The organism is Runella aurantiaca (assembly GCF_003339505.1).
In the GTDB taxonomy this organism is placed as follows: domain Bacteria; phylum Bacteroidota; class Bacteroidia; order Cytophagales; family Spirosomataceae; genus Runella; species Runella aurantiaca.
In genome coordinates, this window is the sequence record NZ_QPIW01000041.1 from 43,629 (window position 1) to 59,006 (window position 15,378).

15 protein-coding genes are annotated in these 15,378 nt (G+C 42.3%); 9 read left to right on the forward strand and 6 right to left on the reverse strand.

The annotated features are described in order from the left end of the window. Positions 1-125: 125 nt before the first annotated feature. On the reverse strand, positions 126-755 hold the full coding sequence (locus tag DVG78_RS28350) for an SDR family NAD(P)-dependent oxidoreductase (RefSeq protein ID WP_114464387.1): 630 nt from the start codon (positions 753-755) through the stop codon (positions 126-128). 517 nt (positions 756-1,272) lie between these two features. On the opposite strand from DVG78_RS28350, the gene glgP reads away from it, so the two are divergent. Continuing rightward, entirely contained in the window at positions 1,273-2,937 is a 1,665-nt protein-coding gene (gene glgP, locus DVG78_RS28355) for an alpha-glucan family phosphorylase (RefSeq protein ID WP_114464388.1), read from the forward strand. Between the two features lie 33 nt (positions 2,938-2,970). Further along, positions 2,971-3,411 (forward strand): pyridoxamine 5'-phosphate oxidase family protein, encoded by a 441-nt coding sequence (locus DVG78_RS28360; protein WP_114464389.1) that lies wholly within the window; start codon positions 2,971-2,973, stop codon positions 3,409-3,411. Here the strand turns inward: DVG78_RS28360 and DVG78_RS28365 are convergent. Next, the gene (locus DVG78_RS28365) at positions 3,408-3,728 is read right to left on the reverse strand and encodes a YbbN family protein (RefSeq protein WP_114464390.1); all 321 of its coding nucleotides are present in this window, start codon (positions 3,726-3,728) and stop codon (positions 3,408-3,410) included. The two genes, DVG78_RS28360 and DVG78_RS28365, sit on opposite strands and share 4 nt — an antisense overlap. Positions 3,729-3,903: 175 nt before the next feature. Between DVG78_RS28365 and DVG78_RS28370 the strand changes: the two genes are divergently transcribed. The 4 genes from DVG78_RS28370 (at position 3,904) to DVG78_RS28385 (ending at position 8,526) form a co-directional block, all read left to right on the forward strand. After that, positions 3,904-5,496, forward strand: coding sequence for a sensor histidine kinase (locus DVG78_RS28370; RefSeq protein WP_114464391.1), 1,593 nt, complete (start codon positions 3,904-3,906; stop codon positions 5,494-5,496). Further along, the gene (locus DVG78_RS28375) at positions 5,474-6,535 is read left to right on the forward strand and encodes a response regulator (RefSeq protein WP_114464392.1); all 1,062 of its coding nucleotides are present in this window, start codon (positions 5,474-5,476) and stop codon (positions 6,533-6,535) included. The genes DVG78_RS28370 and DVG78_RS28375 overlap by 23 nt, the downstream gene beginning before the upstream one ends. Before the next feature lie 156 nt (positions 6,536-6,691). Next, positions 6,692-7,456 carry a LytR/AlgR family response regulator transcription factor gene (locus DVG78_RS28380; RefSeq protein WP_114464404.1) on the forward strand — a complete coding sequence of 255 codons (765 nt, stop codon included), beginning with the start codon at positions 6,692-6,694 and terminating at the stop codon, positions 7,454-7,456. Positions 7,457-7,476: 20 nt separating this feature from the next. Further along, on the forward strand, positions 7,477-8,526 hold the full coding sequence (locus tag DVG78_RS28385) for a sensor histidine kinase (RefSeq protein WP_114464405.1): 1,050 nt from the start codon (positions 7,477-7,479) through the stop codon (positions 8,524-8,526). A gap of 126 nt (positions 8,527-8,652) precedes the next feature. Here the strand turns inward: DVG78_RS28385 and DVG78_RS28390 are convergent, their stop codons facing one another. Then, on the reverse strand, positions 8,653-9,840 hold the full coding sequence (locus DVG78_RS28390) for a tyrosine-type recombinase/integrase (protein ID WP_114464393.1): 1,188 nt from the start codon (positions 9,838-9,840) through the stop codon (positions 8,653-8,655). 106 nt (positions 9,841-9,946) lie between these two features. On the opposite strand from DVG78_RS28390, the gene DVG78_RS28395 reads away from it, so the two are divergent. The 3 genes from DVG78_RS28395 to DVG78_RS28405 all read left to right on the forward strand — a co-directional run bounded on the left by DVG78_RS28395 (position 9,947) and on the right by DVG78_RS28405 (position 12,668). Next, the gene (locus DVG78_RS28395; RefSeq protein ID WP_229598342.1) at positions 9,947-10,186 is read left to right on the forward strand and encodes a DinB/UmuC family translesion DNA polymerase; all 240 of its coding nucleotides are present in this window, start codon (positions 9,947-9,949) and stop codon (positions 10,184-10,186) included. A 218-nt stretch (positions 10,187-10,404) separates the two neighbouring features. Continuing rightward, positions 10,405-11,262, forward strand: coding sequence for a sugar phosphate isomerase/epimerase family protein (locus DVG78_RS28400; RefSeq protein ID WP_114464395.1), 858 nt, complete (start codon positions 10,405-10,407; stop codon positions 11,260-11,262). Between the two features lie 62 nt (positions 11,263-11,324). Continuing rightward, positions 11,325-12,668, forward strand: a complete 1,344-nt coding sequence (locus DVG78_RS28405; RefSeq protein WP_114464396.1) for a Gfo/Idh/MocA family protein — start codon at positions 11,325-11,327, stop codon at positions 12,666-12,668. Positions 12,669-12,902: 234 nt separating this feature from the next. Here the strand turns inward: DVG78_RS28405 and araD1 are convergent, their stop codons facing one another. The 3 genes from araD1 to DVG78_RS28420 all read right to left on the reverse strand — a co-directional run bounded on the left by araD1 (position 12,903) and on the right by DVG78_RS28420 (position 15,073). Next, positions 12,903-13,859 (reverse strand): AraD1 family protein, encoded by a 957-nt coding sequence (gene araD1, locus DVG78_RS28410; protein ID WP_114464406.1) that lies wholly within the window; start codon positions 13,857-13,859, stop codon positions 12,903-12,905. A gap of 124 nt (positions 13,860-13,983) precedes the next feature. After that, complete coding sequence (locus DVG78_RS28415; protein ID WP_114464397.1) at positions 13,984-14,415, reverse strand: SRPBCC family protein; 432 nt, start codon at positions 14,413-14,415, stop codon at positions 13,984-13,986. Between the two features lie 73 nt (positions 14,416-14,488). Then, positions 14,489-15,073, reverse strand: coding sequence for a Crp/Fnr family transcriptional regulator (locus tag DVG78_RS28420; protein ID WP_114464398.1), 585 nt, complete (start codon positions 15,071-15,073; stop codon positions 14,489-14,491). Positions 15,074-15,378: the final 305 nt, after the last annotated feature.

Sequence of the window (15,378 nt, forward strand, 5' to 3'; positions counted from 1 at the left end):
TCACATAGGTCAGGAAAGTTTTAAGAAAAATGAGGGATTTTATGGGTAGATACAAGAGCGTTGTGATGGTGTGCTTGGATTGCTAGCCCTTATCAAGAAATTAAAATACCATACCAGTACGGCCCCTAATTATGTCTTAAATCCAAATCATCCAACGACGTAAAAGACAGGGAATACTTTTGCGAATTCAGGATATTGAGCTCAATGAGGCTTTCTTGGATGGTATTTTGAAATACCTCAATGAGCGAAAATATAAGTGGTTTATCAAAGTTATGCGTTGAAAATCGGACGTTTCGGGCGCGGTTTATTGTTGACATAAAATGCATTATTTTCCCCGTATTTTGTGCCATCATTTCTTTTAGAAAAAGAATGGTTAAGGGGTGCTTTAAAAATGTATTGGTCGTGGGTATGCCATCCTTTCCATAAAAACCATTGTTATGCTTTAAGGCAGGAGTTTGTTTTAGGTGTTCGATTTCTTCGTTATTGATTAATAACTCAATGGTCAAGTTTTGCTTTTTTATCTCTTTATAAAGCTCGTATGAGGCCGATTCAGGGGCTAAATCTTTGTCAATGCAAACCGTGTGGGTGGAAGGAAATTCCTGTTGGATGGTGTTAAGTACTCTTTGTAATAAATCTGGTTTGGTGTCTACCAATACCAAACTGTATCCTTCTCGTGCCAGAATGCGCGCAAAAGATTCTCCAATTTTACCCGTAGCCCGGGTGATGAGTGCATATATTAACGTGGAGTTATTCATTTTTAATCCGTTTAAAAGTTATCAATTGGCCAGAAATCTATTTTTCTAACCAGTCTTTCTCATTGTAAAAGCGGCGTAAAAAATGTTCGATAAATATTGAGGTTTTATGTTTAATATGATTTAAGATGGGTTTTCCCATTAGAGATTATTTCCCCACTTAAATTTTTGTACTCACCCAAAAAAACCTTAAAAACAGCTAATTAAGGTTGATTTTAAGGTTTTTGAATCATCTAAGAGTGGGTAAAATATTCCTCGTTGCGTAATAAAATTCCCACATTAGGCCACTATCCTATGTTGAATTAACCTCTAAAATAATTTGAACGCTTAGCGTAAAACCCTGTCAAATAAATGATCAATGGGATTTAGTACTCCTCAGAAAACTGATTTTTAGGAGTGAGAAAAGTCAGTTTTTTAAGTGATTAGCTTCATGTGAAGGAGGTTCTTTTTTTAGTACTTTACTTTTCTAAAAAATAGCGTTTGGACACTTTTCCTAGTTTCAAATCTGGGCCAAAATAGCATGAGTACATATTCATTATCAAGTTTCGCCGACGATTTCAGTGGCTTTACGGCCGAGTATTCCAAGCGCGTGGCGTATTTTTCGATGGAATTTGCCATTCATCAACCCTTAAAAACGTACTCAGGAGGGTTGGGCTTTTTGGCGGGCTCGCACCTGCGGGGGGCCTATGCGCTTAAGCAAAACCTCATCGGAGTTGGTATACTATGGAAGTACGGCTACTATGATCAAATCAGAAAAGCTGACCAGACCATGGATGTTTTGTTTATGGAGAAACATTATGGTTTTCTCATAAAACTAAACGTTACGGTGCAGGTGCTGATTAACAATGCACCCGTGTGGGTGGGGGCGTACTATTTGCCTCCTTCGGTCTTTGGAACTGCGCCCCTTTTTCTGCTGACCACGGATTTGCCGCAAAATGATTATTTGGCCCAAACCATTACGCACCGGCTTTATGACCCCAATCCAGAAACCCGAATTGCGGCTTATACAGTACTGGGGATTGGGGGGGCAAAGTTGCTGGATGCCCTCAATTTAACCCCTGATGTATATCATTTGAATGAAAGCCACCCCTTGCCGTTGGCTTTTTATTTGTATTCAAAATTTAGCAGTGTTGAGGCGGTCAAAGAGCGCGTTGTTTTTACCACGCACACGCCCGAAGAAGCTGGCAATCCGCAATCGGATATTCGTTTGCTTGACCGCATGGGCTTTTTTTATTATTTGCCTTTAGACAAAGTAAGAAGTTTGACGGGGGTAGAGGGGGATGCTTTCAACCATGCACTGGGGGCTTTGCGACTGGCTCGACTCAGTAATGCCGTCTCAGTGATGCACGAGAAAATAAGTAACACTATGTGGAAACATACGCCTGATATCAGTCCTATTATTCACATTACCAATGCCCAAAGTCAGGTTTATTGGGCGGATACTTCTTTCATTGAAGCCGCAAAAACGGACAATGATGAATTCTTAAAGCATAAAAAATCTGATTGGAAAAAGGAGTTGTTTGAAGTGGTAGCCGACCAAACGGGCGAGATGTATGACCCAAACATCCTGACGATTGTTTGGGCAAGACGACTGACAGGGTACAAACGCGCCGATTTATTGCTCAATGACATGGAGCGTTTCGAGCGTTTGATTTCCAATACCCGCTATCCCATTCAGCTGATTTGGGCGGGTAAGCCTTACCCTTATGATTATGTAGGCATTAGCCAATTTGACCGACTTGTGCATTTGTCAAAGCGCTACGTAAACTGCTCTGTTTTGGTAGGCTATGAACTTTCGTTGTCTAAAATGCTAAAAAGAGGCGGTGATGTGTGGCTGAATACGCCGCGCATCACCCACGAGGCCTCTGGAACCAGCGGCATGACGGCCATTATGAATGGTGCGTTGTTGTGTTCGACAAATGATGGCTGGGTACCTGAATTTGCCATGAACGGCCAGAATGCTTTTATATTACCTGAAGCCGATGTAGACACCCCGACCCACGAGCAAGATGATTTTGATGCCAAAAATCTGTTTGATTACCTTGAAAACAAGATTTTGCCGCTTTATTACGAAACCCCCGATGCTTGGTGGACTACAGTAAAAGCTGGAATCAATGAAATAAGCCCGCGTTTTGATGCGCTTCGGTTGGCGACGGAGTACTACGAACGGCTTTATAAGTCCTAATTTGATACAACCTATTACTAAAAACCATCTACCATGCTGACTGAACTTTCAACGGAAATTATAGACCACATGCTGCACAATCAATATTTCGGGCGAATTGGGTGCTCGGCTGAAAATAGGATTTTGATTGAACCAGTCATGTTTTTTTACGATGGGCTCTACATTTACGGAATTACGCGGGCAGGAACCAAAATTGATATGGTAAGAAAAAACCCAAATGTAGCTTTCGAAATTGATGAAATGGTCAACCCGGGCGTTTGGCATAGCGTGTTGATTGAAGGAGAGTTTGAGGAATTACAAGGTGAGGTCCGCGACTCCGCCCTTTATTTGCTCAAAAACCGAAAAGTGCCCGTGTTTGCCAATGAAAAACCTGGAACTTTAACTCAAAATCCAACGGAAGCCGAGAAAACGGTGCATCCTATCGTGTACCGAATTCATATTAAATCCAAAGCAGGCCGTAGTCTCAGACTTTAGTCGGTCAACTGATTTTTGACCGCTTTGATAATAGTTGAGGCATCCGTCATGCCAATTTGACGCCAAACTTCAACGCCCCGCTGCACTAGTACAAAGGTGGGGGTTTTGAAGATGTCAAAACTCTTAACAATCCCAGGATAGGTCATTTCATCAATTTTAAAGACATGAACAGTCGTACCGAGCAGATTTTGCAGCAAATCGGCTAACGAATGAAGCGAAGCAATTAAGGTGTTTTCTCCCGGGGCTGAAGGTATGAAAATAAGTAAATCAGCGGACTGCGAGGGAATCTGAATCGGATGCGAAACCGTGAACTCCATGCCTGCTTATTTTTAAAATAAAAACGAATCATTAACTTGGGCAAAGGTAATGATTTCTCGCCCCCCGAAATTGATTTTCGTCAACTCTGCCCCTGTGTTTTACCCGCAGCCTCTTCGTTATAGTATCATTTTTAAACAGGAATTTCTGAAAAATACCACTTGAAAACCGAGTAATATGCTTTTTAATGACTTATCGAATTTACTGTTTGAACAGGAAAATGATTTCTTAGGAATTTATGATTTACAGCGATTTCATTTTCTCCGTATTAATCAGTCAGGAATTAGATTAATGGGTTTTTCGAGCAATCAAAAATTTTCAGACTTTAGGGACCCTTGGTTTCGTGCGACGCATGATGAAGATACAGAGATTACTACAAAAATAGCAAAGCTCTTGGAGTCGGAGCATCATTATGAAGAAGTTGAAGTAAAGTGCCTTTCGGGGCAGGTATTTCGAGGAGGTATTACAATTACCCTTATCCGAGGTACAAGTACTGCCTTGGTTCGTATTGTCAATCTGAATCGGTTGTATGAAGCTGAATTTGCTCTTTTGCAATCCATTCGTCAATACGAAACCATCGTTTCGAATGCGACCATTGGAATCATCGTTTGTAATGAAAATGGACAGATTATTTCGGCCAATAAAATGGCGGAAAAGCTGTTCAGCTATTCGGAGGTTGAATTTACGACAATGGACATTGAGCAATTGATACCCGCCGACCGCATTGATGTTCACCGGCAACACCGCAAAAATTTTAACGTCAACCCCCAAACGCGGGAAATGGGTAACGGGTATGACCTGAGAGCCGTCAATAAAGAGGGCGTTGACTTTCCTGTCGAAGTAAGTCTTAGTTACTTTCGCCTGAATGATGAACTTTATGCCATCGCTTTTATCAACAACATTGTCTTTAAGAAAGAAGCCAAGCTGCAACTGAAGGCCCAACATGAACTGATTAATCAACTTAACGTTGAGCTGGAACAAAAGGTGGCCAATCGAACCCACGCCCTCATTAACACGCTCCGACAACTTGAAAAATCCAAAGAAGAACTCGCAAAAGCCTTGGAAAGAGAACGTGAGTTGGGCGCATTAAAATCGCGTTTTGTTTCATTGGCTTCTCATGAGTTCAGAACACCACTTACGGCGATTTTAACCTCCACCACATTGGTTGAAAAGTACGTGGATGGAGCCCAGCAGGATAAAATCCACAAACATTTGGGGCGAATTCGTGCGTCGGTAAACCACCTCAACGAAATCCTAGAAGAGTTTTTGTCATTGGGCAGGTTAGAAGAAGGAAAAGTTGAAATTCATACCAACCGCGTGAATTTGGCCCAACTGGTGGAGGAAATTCTGGAGGTGATGCAAGGGATATTGAAGCCAGGACAAACGATTCAGACCTTTTTTTCTTCCGCCGATGTCATCATTATTGATGTTACGTTGTTGCGTAATATCATCCTGAATCTTCTGACAAATGCCGTAAAATACTCCGATGCTGAATCGAGCATCACAGTGGAGGGAACTTGTAAAGACGGTCTGTTGACGCTCATCGTGCAGGACAGCGGTATTGGCATTTCGGAAGAAGACCAAAAACATTTGTTTGAACGTTTCTTTAGGGCTAAAAACGCCGCCAATATTTCGGGTACGGGGCTGGGGTTACATATTGTAAATCAATACGTTAATCTTTTGGGGGGACATATTACACTGGCGAGTGTCTTGAATCAAGGAACGACCGTTACCATAACTTTACCCTATGAAAACAATTTTATTGATTGAAGACAACGAAATCATTCGTGAAAACACCGCCGATATTCTTGAATTAGCTGGTTATGAGGTTCATGTGGCCGAGAATGGAAAAATTGGGGTTGAGAAAGCCCTTGCCGTTAAGCCCGATTTGGTGATTTGTGATATTATGATGCCTGTATTGGATGGATATGGCGTGTTGCAAATTTTTAACAAAAATCCTCAACTTACTGGAACCCCTTTTATCTTTTTGACGGCCAAAACTGAACGCACTGATTTGCGCAAAGGCATGGATTTGGGGGCGGATGATTATTTGATGAAGCCCTTTGATGAAAGTGATTTGCTGAGGTCTATTGAGGTCCGTTTAAACAGGATTTTACATCTCACACCACCCGCTGATTTCGTACCAGCTCCCCGAGTACAGGAGGATAGTCTGAACCGTTTTTTACAGGAAACTTATCATGAAGGCAAATTTCAAAGCTTCACAACCGACAGAAAGCCGCACGTTATCCCCAAAAAGCAATACGTTTATTTGGAGGGCGATGAGCCTATTCGATTGTTTTATCTCAAATCAGGGCAAGTTAAAACCGTTCGTACCAATGGTGACGGCAAAGAGTTTATTACGGGGCTTTATCAGCCGGGCGATTTCTTTGGGTATCTTTCCTTATTTATGCACACCGATTATACCGATTCGGCCGTGACCATTGTTGACTCAGAATTAATCTATATTCCTAAAGCCGATTTCTTAAAAGTGATTTCTGATGATTTGGAGGTAAGCCTAAAATTTATCAAGTTGATGTCTAGCCGTGTAAATGACCACGAAAAAAAACTGCTCGGTATGGCTTACAATTCTTTGCGCCGCCGCGTGGCCGATACGTTGCTGGTTTTACAGGCCCAACAACCCGAAAGCGCAATTCAGCTTTCCCGCGAAAATCTGGCCGCGATGATTGGCACGACGTCTGAATCGCTGATTCGAACGCTCAGTGAATTCAAGCATGATGGCTTTATTGAAGTCACCCCTCAGGGTTTTCGGGTGGTGCAACCAGATAAACTGCGCATTAACGTTCGGTAACGTATTTTTAGCCATTCCTGACTATCAAGTATTACAGGTCCTTCAATTCAAGTGAGTTTTCATTTATTTTACTGGCATTTTTTAACACTTCAATCATTCCTCTCTTTACTGTTGCGGTAATTTTGTGTCATTTTACATTCTCAAATGAACAAATCCATGAACGTGCTTATCGTTGAAGATGAACCCTTAGCAGTACAAAAATTATCAAAATTGCTGCTTGAAGTTGCTCCTGAACTCCGAATTTCTGGTATAACAGACGGTATTGAAAGCACCGTTGAATGGCTCGAAGCCAACCCAAATCCTGATTTGATTTTAATGGATATTGAACTGTGCGATGGGCAAAGTTTTGAGATTTTTAACCAAATGGAGGTAAAAAGCCCGGTTATTTTTACAACATCTTACGATGAATATGCCATTCAGGCTTTTCGGGTAAACAGCGTCGATTATCTACTTAAGCCCATAAAGAAAGAAGAACTCGAAAGGGCGTTGCGAAAATATGAGCAGATAAACAGTGCTCAGACACAGACGATTGATATATCTAAATTGGTTTCGGAGTTGCAGCGTCATAACCAACTCCGTGAGTATCGCTCCCGTTTTTTGGTGAAACTCGGACAACGCCTGATTCCAGTTGAAATCATGGATATTGCTTATTTTTACACAGATGAAGGGATTACTTTTTTAATGACCCGCGACCGGGTTAAACATGTGATTGATTACAGCCTTGATGAACTCGAACAACAACTTGACCCTAAATACTATTTTAGAATCAATCGTCAGTATATTCTGGGAATAAAATCAGTGGATCAGATTCATAATTATTTTAATGGAAAACTAAAACTGGACCTAAAACCTTCCGTCGAGAAAGAAGTTACGGTAAGCCGTGAACGTGTCGGTGATTTTAAAGAATGGATGGGCAAATAGGGGATTCGTATCGGAAATTGATGAAAAAATTAAACGATAAATGGACCCGTTTGGCGGGTGTTCCGCTTATTGCTCTTTTTGGGCAGTGGGTCATGTACGGTTACACCAATGTTCCTTATCCAAAGGACTGGAAAATCCCTTTTTTCTTTGTTTTGGGGGCGGTTTTTGTGTGGGAAGTAAACCGCATCGGTATTATTTATTCCCGCCGAAAATTCCCAGAACTCATTCATACCCGGCAACGTATTTTGTATCAAGCCGTTTGGTTTACCATTGGCTCTTTTGCGATTAGGGTGGTACAAACATATTTTTATCAACTTTTTGCCGTCTGGGATTATGTAGATTATACCCATTTTAAGCCCTATTTTTTCAATGCTTTGGTGTCATTGGTCGGCACGATTCAGATTGCTACGGTCTTTGAGGGCTTTTATTTGTATCGTTTATGGCGGGTTTCCTACAAAGAAGCACAGGAATTAAAAAAGGCCAATTTACAGAGTCAACTTGATTCATTGAAGGCCCAGATTAACCCACATTTTTTGTTTAACAGTTTAAATTCTATTTCGTCTCTGGTGCATTCGAGTCCCGAAAAAGCGAGTGACTTTATTGACGAACTTTCGTCGGTTTATCGCTATTTACTGCGGGAAAACAACCGTGAATTGTGTGCCTTGGAGGAGGAAATAGCGTTTATAAAAGCGTATTTTAACCTTCTCAAAACCCGTCATGGAAAAGGGATTGAACTCAGTATTGATATTCCAAAACAGTATTTGTACTTTCTCATTCCACCCTTGACGCTTCAATTATTGTTTGAAAATGCCGTAAAACACAATATTGTTTCTGCTTCCAAACCGCTGCATATTCGGATTTATGCGGCTGATAATACTTTGTGTGTTGAGAATAACCTTCAAAAAAAACGTCTGGCCGTGGCTTCTAACAAAATCGGTCTCAATAATATCATGGCGAAGTATCAACTTCTGAATCAGCCCGCCGTTTCGGTGTTTCAGGAAGAAACTAGGTTTCAGGTAATACTTCCGCTTATTGAACCCAATTTTACGTATGAGCTTGTTCATTGTTAATTGTATGTAAACTGACATTTATTGGTTTTATAACGTTTTTATTCCGTTTTTATATTAAAAAATACCAACAAATTAATTCCTTTAATAGAGATAAAACCGTTTACAGCATGGGATGATTAAATATACCTAATCAGGCATTTTGTTTAGGTACTCTTTCTCCGTTTGTTTTTTTATATAAAACTGAGTGGTTTCAAACAACTCATGCCGTAAATGCCGCTGAACGTGAATCGGTTCAACCCCCTTTTCAATCAACAATTGCCCCACTGTATGACGTAAACTATGAGCCGATATTTTTGGTCTTTTCAGTCCCAGGGCTTTCAAGTATTTATCAACCCGATAGCGAATTTGGGCAGTCTTTAAATCTGGAAAAAGCGGGGTGTTTTTGGTGGTTTGATCACCTATATGTATACTATACTGGCGCAATGCCTCCGCACAAGTTTCAAAAAGTTTAATGACTTTTTTGGTATGTTTTCCTTTCCCTAATACCCACAATTGACCGCGCTCCAAATCAACATCACCAACCTGCAACCTGCATACCTCTACCGTGCGGAGGCCTTCGATACCCAACAACGCAACAATGGCGCGGTCGGTGGGGTTTTCGATGGAGGCAAGCAAGTCGGCCCGCTCGGTTTCGTTCAAACTTTCCTTGTAGAAACCCCGCTCAATTCTCAGTCCACGGATACCCGAAATTTCGTGTAAGTCTTCCAATTGTTCTGCCGACAGCCCCAACCGAGAGCGATTTTTGATGACCCAAACCGTCAATTGTTTAATCACTGATAAATAAAAATTGATGGTAAAAGCCGATAAGTTTTTGGTTCGCAGAAAGTTAACGTATTGCCCAACGGTGCGACTGGAAAAAGAGGCGGGCCGACCAGACATGGTTTCTGTTTCGGTGTATTCAAAAAAAGCGTTTAGGGCTTTGGTATAGTTTTCCCGACTTTGATCGCCGCGCAAATGAGTGGCATCGTTGAGATAACCCAGAATCAACTCGTTGGCAGCGGGCGAAATTTTGCTCGTGGTGGGTGGGTCCAAGACCACTTGCGGCTGGCCTTGTTCGGCGTAAAACTTCAAAAACTTACGAACAGGCGAAACCAGATTCCCTTTTTTTCCAGCAGCGTAGAAATTAAGACTGACGACATCCATCCCAAATTGATTGTTTAGGCAATACTCAACGTAGGCGCGGGCAATGCGCGGGTAGTTGTTGGGCTTTTTTAAAGAAGCCCCAAAATAACTAATCAATTGACTGACGGTTAACACCACTTTACCCACTGACGGCGCTATCTCTTGCTTGGGCGAAATTTGTTGAAGCTTCATAGGTCTGATTTAATCATTTTAAAGATATGTATATTTTCAACGTTATACAAATGATGTTTTGCATAAATTGTTGAAAATTAAAACCTGATGGTTCCACATATTTCTATTGAAATGGTGTACATACCCGCAGATTTACGGACTTACTGCTCCCCTGAAAATCAAATTCAACGATTTTCAGCAAATCACCCGCAGCCGCTCAGCTTTACTACCCATGAGGGATAAAGCACTCTATGGAAAAATTATTTTTGAATTATTGAAAAAAAAATCCCCGACACACAAGCCTATGCGATTCTTGGGGGTATCCATTCATAATCTGCAAGTTACGCATCATGCAGATAGTCAATAGCTTACGTTGACCTTTTAACGAAAACGTTTGCGTAACCAATGCTCCCTCACCCTTTCAACCTTTAATAGAAAATGCCAGTAAGTAGAGAAAAACAAGCCCCTTCTTTAAAAAATAAGGAGTTGCTCGAACGGCATATCCCCAAAAGGACACTTTATAAGCATTGATTAAAGAACCCAAAAAACCATCAACCGTGCGCAGGCACATAATAATCCACTTTCATGACCAACCGTAGATCATTCCTTAAAAATGCCGTGGGGACCATCGCTTTGGCGAGCCCAGCAGCGGCTTCCTTTGGCGCATCTCAAACCAACGCTCAGGCCAACGAAGACCTGTTTAAATTGGGAATTGCTGGCTACAGTTTCGTGCATTTCAAGCTGGACCAAGCCCTCGAAATGATGAAAAAAGTGGACGTGCACTACCTGTGTATCAAAGACTTCCATTTGCCTTTTAATAGTACCGCCGAGCAGATTACGGCTTTTCACGAAACCCTAAAAAAATCTGGGGTAACGGGCTACGCCGTGGGTCCAATTTATATGAAAACAACGCAAGAAATCGACAATGGCTTTGATTATGCGCGGCGTGTAGGGGTAAAACTCATCGTTGGGGTTCCCAATGAAGACCTTTTGCCTTACATTGACAAGAAAGTGAAAGAGTACGACATGCGTTATGCGATTCACATTCACGGCCCAGACATTAAACTTTGGCCCAATGCCTCGTCGGTGATTGATGCCGTCAAAAATCTTGATCCGCGCATCGGCCTTTGTTTTGACATGGGTCACGACATGCGCTTTGGAGATGACCCCATTGCCGATTTGGAAAAATACAACAAACGGATTTTTGATATTCACCTTAAAAACGTAACCGCCGCTTCAAAAGACGGGAAAACCTGCGAATTGGGCCGTGGGGTGATTGATGTGCCTGCGTTTGTGGCCATGCTTCGTAAAGTAAAATACGACGGCTGTTGCAGTCTGGAATACGAAAAAGACATGAAAGACCCGTTGGCGGGCATTGCCGAGTCGGTAGGGTATTTCAAAGGGGTTTGTGAGGCCTCTAAAAAAGGCAAACGGAAAGTGTAGACATAATCACCGGGTTCAAATAATCTATATTGCTAACAGACAAGTATTTAACCAAATTTAAAATGGAAAATTCGAGAAGAGAATTTATAAAGAAAGCCGCACTCAGCACCGCTGGCTTAACCTTTGGCGGGTTGGCAAACGGCATGTCGGCCAAAAGTTACGCCAAAATCATCGGGGCTAACGACCGTATCAACCTTGCCATTTTGGGCTTGGGGCGACGTTTAGGGGCTTATTATGAGCCTATTGGACTCAAAAGCAGCAACGTAGAGTTGATTTATTTGTGCGATGTCATGAAAAAACAGCGCGAATCGGCGGCCCAAAAGTTTTCAAAGCACATTACTTATGCGCCAAAATTAGAAAATGATTTTCGCAAGATATACGCGGATAAACAAGTAGATGCCATCATAAACGCAACTCCCGACCACTGGCACGCACCCGGTACGTGGATGGCCGTGCAGGCTGGGAAGCACGTTTATGTCGAAAAACCTTGTAGCCATAATCCTCGTGAAGGTGAAATTTTGGCGGAATGCCAGAAAAAATACGGCAAAGTGATTCAAATGGGCAATCAGCAACGTTCGTCGTTGGAGTCGATTGACATTATTAACCAAATTCATAACGGCGCCATCGGAACGGCCTACAAAGCCGTGGCTTTCTACGCCGCCTCACGCGGGGAGGTTCCTGTTCCTAAAAAATCCCCCGTTCCCGATGGTTTGGATTGGGAATTGTTTCAAGGGCCAGCACCTCGCAGAGAATACACGCACGATACTTGGGATTATAACTGGCACTGGTACGGCTGGGATTACGGTACTGCCGAAAGTGGCAACAACGCCACGCACGAGTTGGACGTGGCGCGTTGGGCTTTACAGGTAGAATTTCCCGAATTTGTCATGGTGGAGGCCGCCAAACGCTCTTTCTTGGACGACGGTTGGACCATGTACGATACTATGGATGCCATGTTCCGCTTTCCCGGAAATAAAGTAATCAAATGGGATGGTAAAAGCCGCAACGGCCACAAAACCTACGGAAGCGACCGTGGAACGGTCATCTATGGCAGCAACGGAAGTGTATACGTTGACCGCGACGGCTATAAATTATTTAGTCGCGACGGCAAAGTAATCAAAGACAGCAAGTCGACTGGCTCGGAAGCAGGCACGGCCTTGGGCGGTGGTGGCGACATGACCACGCGCCACGTGGTCAATTTCTTTGACGCCGTACGGGGCAAGGCAAAACAAGCCTCACCCATTGACGAAGGTGCTAAAAGTACCTTACTTTGTCACCTAGCCAACATCGCTTATCGTACCAATAAATCTTTTGAAGTTGACCCACAAAACGGCCACATCCGCGACCGCGACGCCATGAAACTGTGGGGACGTGAGTACGAAAAAGGCTGGGAACCCAAGATTTAAGGAGATTAACACCATTACAAAACGCGTCAAATCAAAGACTAATTTCTTTGGTTTGACGCGTTTGTTGTTAAAGTTTGAACATCAGGGAGGTCGTATTTTTTCGTTATTCTGGCTTTAAGCGCTGAAGGCTCTCTCAATCAAGCACTTGATTATCAATAATTTGCACAGGTTTATTCATTTTACTCAATATATTAAGTTATTTTACTCAACAAAGTAAGCTAAAATCGATTCTCATTATTTTTCGATAATCAATCGGTTGCGTAAAGGCTTTCCAAAACCTTCCGCCGTGATTTCAAAAATATCGCCTTCTTGCGTTTCGATGGCATCAGCAAAGCTCAACACCGACGTTCCGAAAAAGTGAACATGCACATCTCCTGGCTGTCTAAACAATTTGTGTTTAAAATGATGGTGTTCCAAATTGGCCAAATTATGGCTCATGTGTGCCTCTCCCGTCAAAAATTCTTTTTCCCAAAACACTTTATCATCACGAATAATGCGACTGATTCCAGTGACCGATTCGGGAAGGTTGCCTAACAACAACTCTGGCCCGTAGGAGCAATTTCGCAGTTTGGAATGGGCCAAATACAGGTAGTTGATACGCTCCATTTTGTGGTCTGAAAACTCATTTCCCACCGCAAAGCCGATGCGCTGCGGAGTACCTTGCGCATCTACGATGTACAAACCCACCATTTCAGGCTCTTCGCCTCCGTCCATTCCAAACGCTGGCGACGTTAAATCCTGCCCTGGATTGACCGCCATCAGGCCATTTCCCTTGAAAAACCATTCGGGTTGAGAGGCAGGAATACCCGCTTGCATTTTCCCGTTTTCCACTCCCATCTTGAATATTTTCATCGAATCGGTAAGCTCGGTCACGTTGGTTTTATCGTGCATCGCGTTGCGGGAAGCAGCACTGCCTAAGTGCGTTAACCCCGTGCCAGAAATCCACGTATGATACGGGTCTGGGTGGGTTAACGGCGGCAAAAGTCTATTTGTCTTTATTAAAGTTTCGTATTCAACAAACTGTTCTCCAGCCAACGCTGTAGCTCTCTCCTCCAGACTTAGATTATTTTTAGCAGCATCATGAAACAAATCATAGACAGAGTTTATGTCCGACAAAACTTGAATTTTGTCTTCTTTGACAATGCCAACGTGGGGTTGATTATCGGAATGAATAAATTGAATTAATCGCATTGTTATGTTGAGATTTAAAGGGTTGGTTACCATTTTTTTACATAATGTCGGTTAACCCAAAAATTACTCATTATTCCAAAACTTTACCCTTTTAGTCGGGTATTTACAAAGTCTAAAGCCAGCCCTATTTTTCACATTCTTTTTTGAGCATTTCTAGCCAAAACTGTATATCTTTTTCAAGGTCTTGGTTCATTTTGTTCTTAAATAAATACACCAGCCAACCTTCCATGCTTTCTTCAACGTTTACCAAGGTTCCGCCATTTTGGGCGGACAAATACCAATTATGAATGGCCGAACCGCCAAAGGTAGTCCCGCTCCATCCAAAACTTTTATTGATTTCAACGCTGTGCAGTACTGATTTTATTTTTGCCCCGTTTACCTTCCAATCAAACCCTACGCCTACGCTTGGGGTTTGGGATACATGCGCTTGGGTAATTTTGTTGTTCCAGTTTACCCAATGATTGATATCGGTCAACACCGCCCATACTTTTTCGGGTGCGGCATAAATCATGATTTGTTTTGCTTGTTTGACGGGCGCATTTGGGTTGATTTTCATTGTCTTACTTATTTTTTGCGTTGATTGATGATACAAAGGTCGCGCCCATTATTATCATCTCTCTTGACAAAAATCAAGAAGTGCGTTTGGCCAATTTATTTCTGATTCGGCTGAAAGTTTCGGGGGTCATGCCGAGCATCGAAGCCAAATACTGCAACGGTACCAAGTTGAATAACTCCCGATGATGGGTAAAAAACAACTGGTAACGCTCTTCGCTCGTCAAAGACAGGTGCGTCACGATGCGCTGCTCCAGAATCGTAAAGCAACGGGCAATGAACAGCTTCTCCAATTCGGGCCATTGCGGTATTTTTTGGCCGATTTGGGCGTAATCTTTCTGGTGAATGACCAATAATTCACAGTCTGAAAGGGCCTGAAGATTCCAACGGGCGGGAGAATTAAACAAAAAAGCGGCAATATCAACAACAAAATACCCTGAGGTCGAAATCCATTTGGTTACTTCTCGGCCCTGCTCTTCGGTGAGGTATTCGCGCATGATGCCCGATTGCACAAACCCCATTTTATCGCATTTTGCCCCTTCTTTTAGAAAATATTCACCTTTCCCTAAAGTCATTGGCTGAAAATAGGAGATAATTTCCGTCACCGTTTCGGGCGGAATTCCAAAATAAGACTGGATGTATTTTTCAAACGCGCTTTCCATTTCTGTGGTCGTTAAATGCGGCTTTTTTACGCCGAATAAGTTATTGTTTTTTGCGAAAATAGCCTCTTTTCAAGCCTTAATTCAGCATTGAATTTTGATTTATGGTTGAATGAACAAAACCTCAGTTCACTCCTAAAAAACATACGGTTCACTCCTAAAAATGGTTGATTCAGTCCGTAAAAAAAAACGATTTGGGTGTTACGAGACTTTTTTAGGCAGTTAATCAACCATTTTTCAAACGTTAAATATCATCCAATCATGAAAACTACCCTCAAAAGTAACACCCTCAAAATCTACCTCGCAGC

Excerpts from the sequence above, each read along its gene's own strand:
- DVG78_RS28375 (WP_114464392.1), top strand. The coding sequence starts at position 5,474 with ATGAAAACAATTTTATTGATTGAAGACAACGAAATCATTCGTGAAAAC.
- araD1 (WP_114464406.1), bottom strand. The coding sequence starts at position 13,859 with ATGCGATTAATTCAATTTATTCATTCCGATAATCAACCCCACGTTGGC.
- DVG78_RS28400 (WP_114464395.1), top strand. The coding sequence starts at position 10,405 with ATGACCAACCGTAGATCATTCCTTAAAAATGCCGTGGGGACCATCGCT.
- glgP (WP_114464388.1), top strand. The coding sequence starts at position 1,273 with ATGAGTACATATTCATTATCAAGTTTCGCCGACGATTTCAGTGGCTTT.
- DVG78_RS28405 (WP_114464396.1), top strand. The coding sequence starts at position 11,325 with ATGGAAAATTCGAGAAGAGAATTTATAAAGAAAGCCGCACTCAGCACC.
- DVG78_RS28380 (WP_114464404.1), top strand. The coding sequence starts at position 6,692 with ATGAACGTGCTTATCGTTGAAGATGAACCCTTAGCAGTACAAAAATTA.
- DVG78_RS28385 (WP_114464405.1), top strand. The coding sequence starts at position 7,477 with ATGAAAAAATTAAACGATAAATGGACCCGTTTGGCGGGTGTTCCGCTT.
- DVG78_RS28390 (WP_114464393.1), bottom strand. The coding sequence starts at position 9,840 with ATGAAGCTTCAACAAATTTCGCCCAAGCAAGAGATAGCGCCGTCAGTG.
- DVG78_RS28370 (WP_114464391.1), top strand. The coding sequence starts at position 3,904 with ATGCTTTTTAATGACTTATCGAATTTACTGTTTGAACAGGAAAATGAT.
- DVG78_RS28350 (WP_114464387.1), bottom strand. The coding sequence starts at position 755 with ATGAATAACTCCACGTTAATATATGCACTCATCACCCGGGCTACGGGT.
- DVG78_RS28360 (WP_114464389.1), top strand. The coding sequence starts at position 2,971 with ATGCTGACTGAACTTTCAACGGAAATTATAGACCACATGCTGCACAAT.
- DVG78_RS28420 (WP_114464398.1), bottom strand. The coding sequence starts at position 15,073 with ATGGAAAGCGCGTTTGAAAAATACATCCAGTCTTATTTTGGAATTCCG.
- DVG78_RS28365 (WP_114464390.1), bottom strand. The coding sequence starts at position 3,728 with ATGGAGTTCACGGTTTCGCATCCGATTCAGATTCCCTCGCAGTCCGCT.
- DVG78_RS28415 (WP_114464397.1), bottom strand. The coding sequence starts at position 14,415 with ATGAAAATCAACCCAAATGCGCCCGTCAAACAAGCAAAACAAATCATG.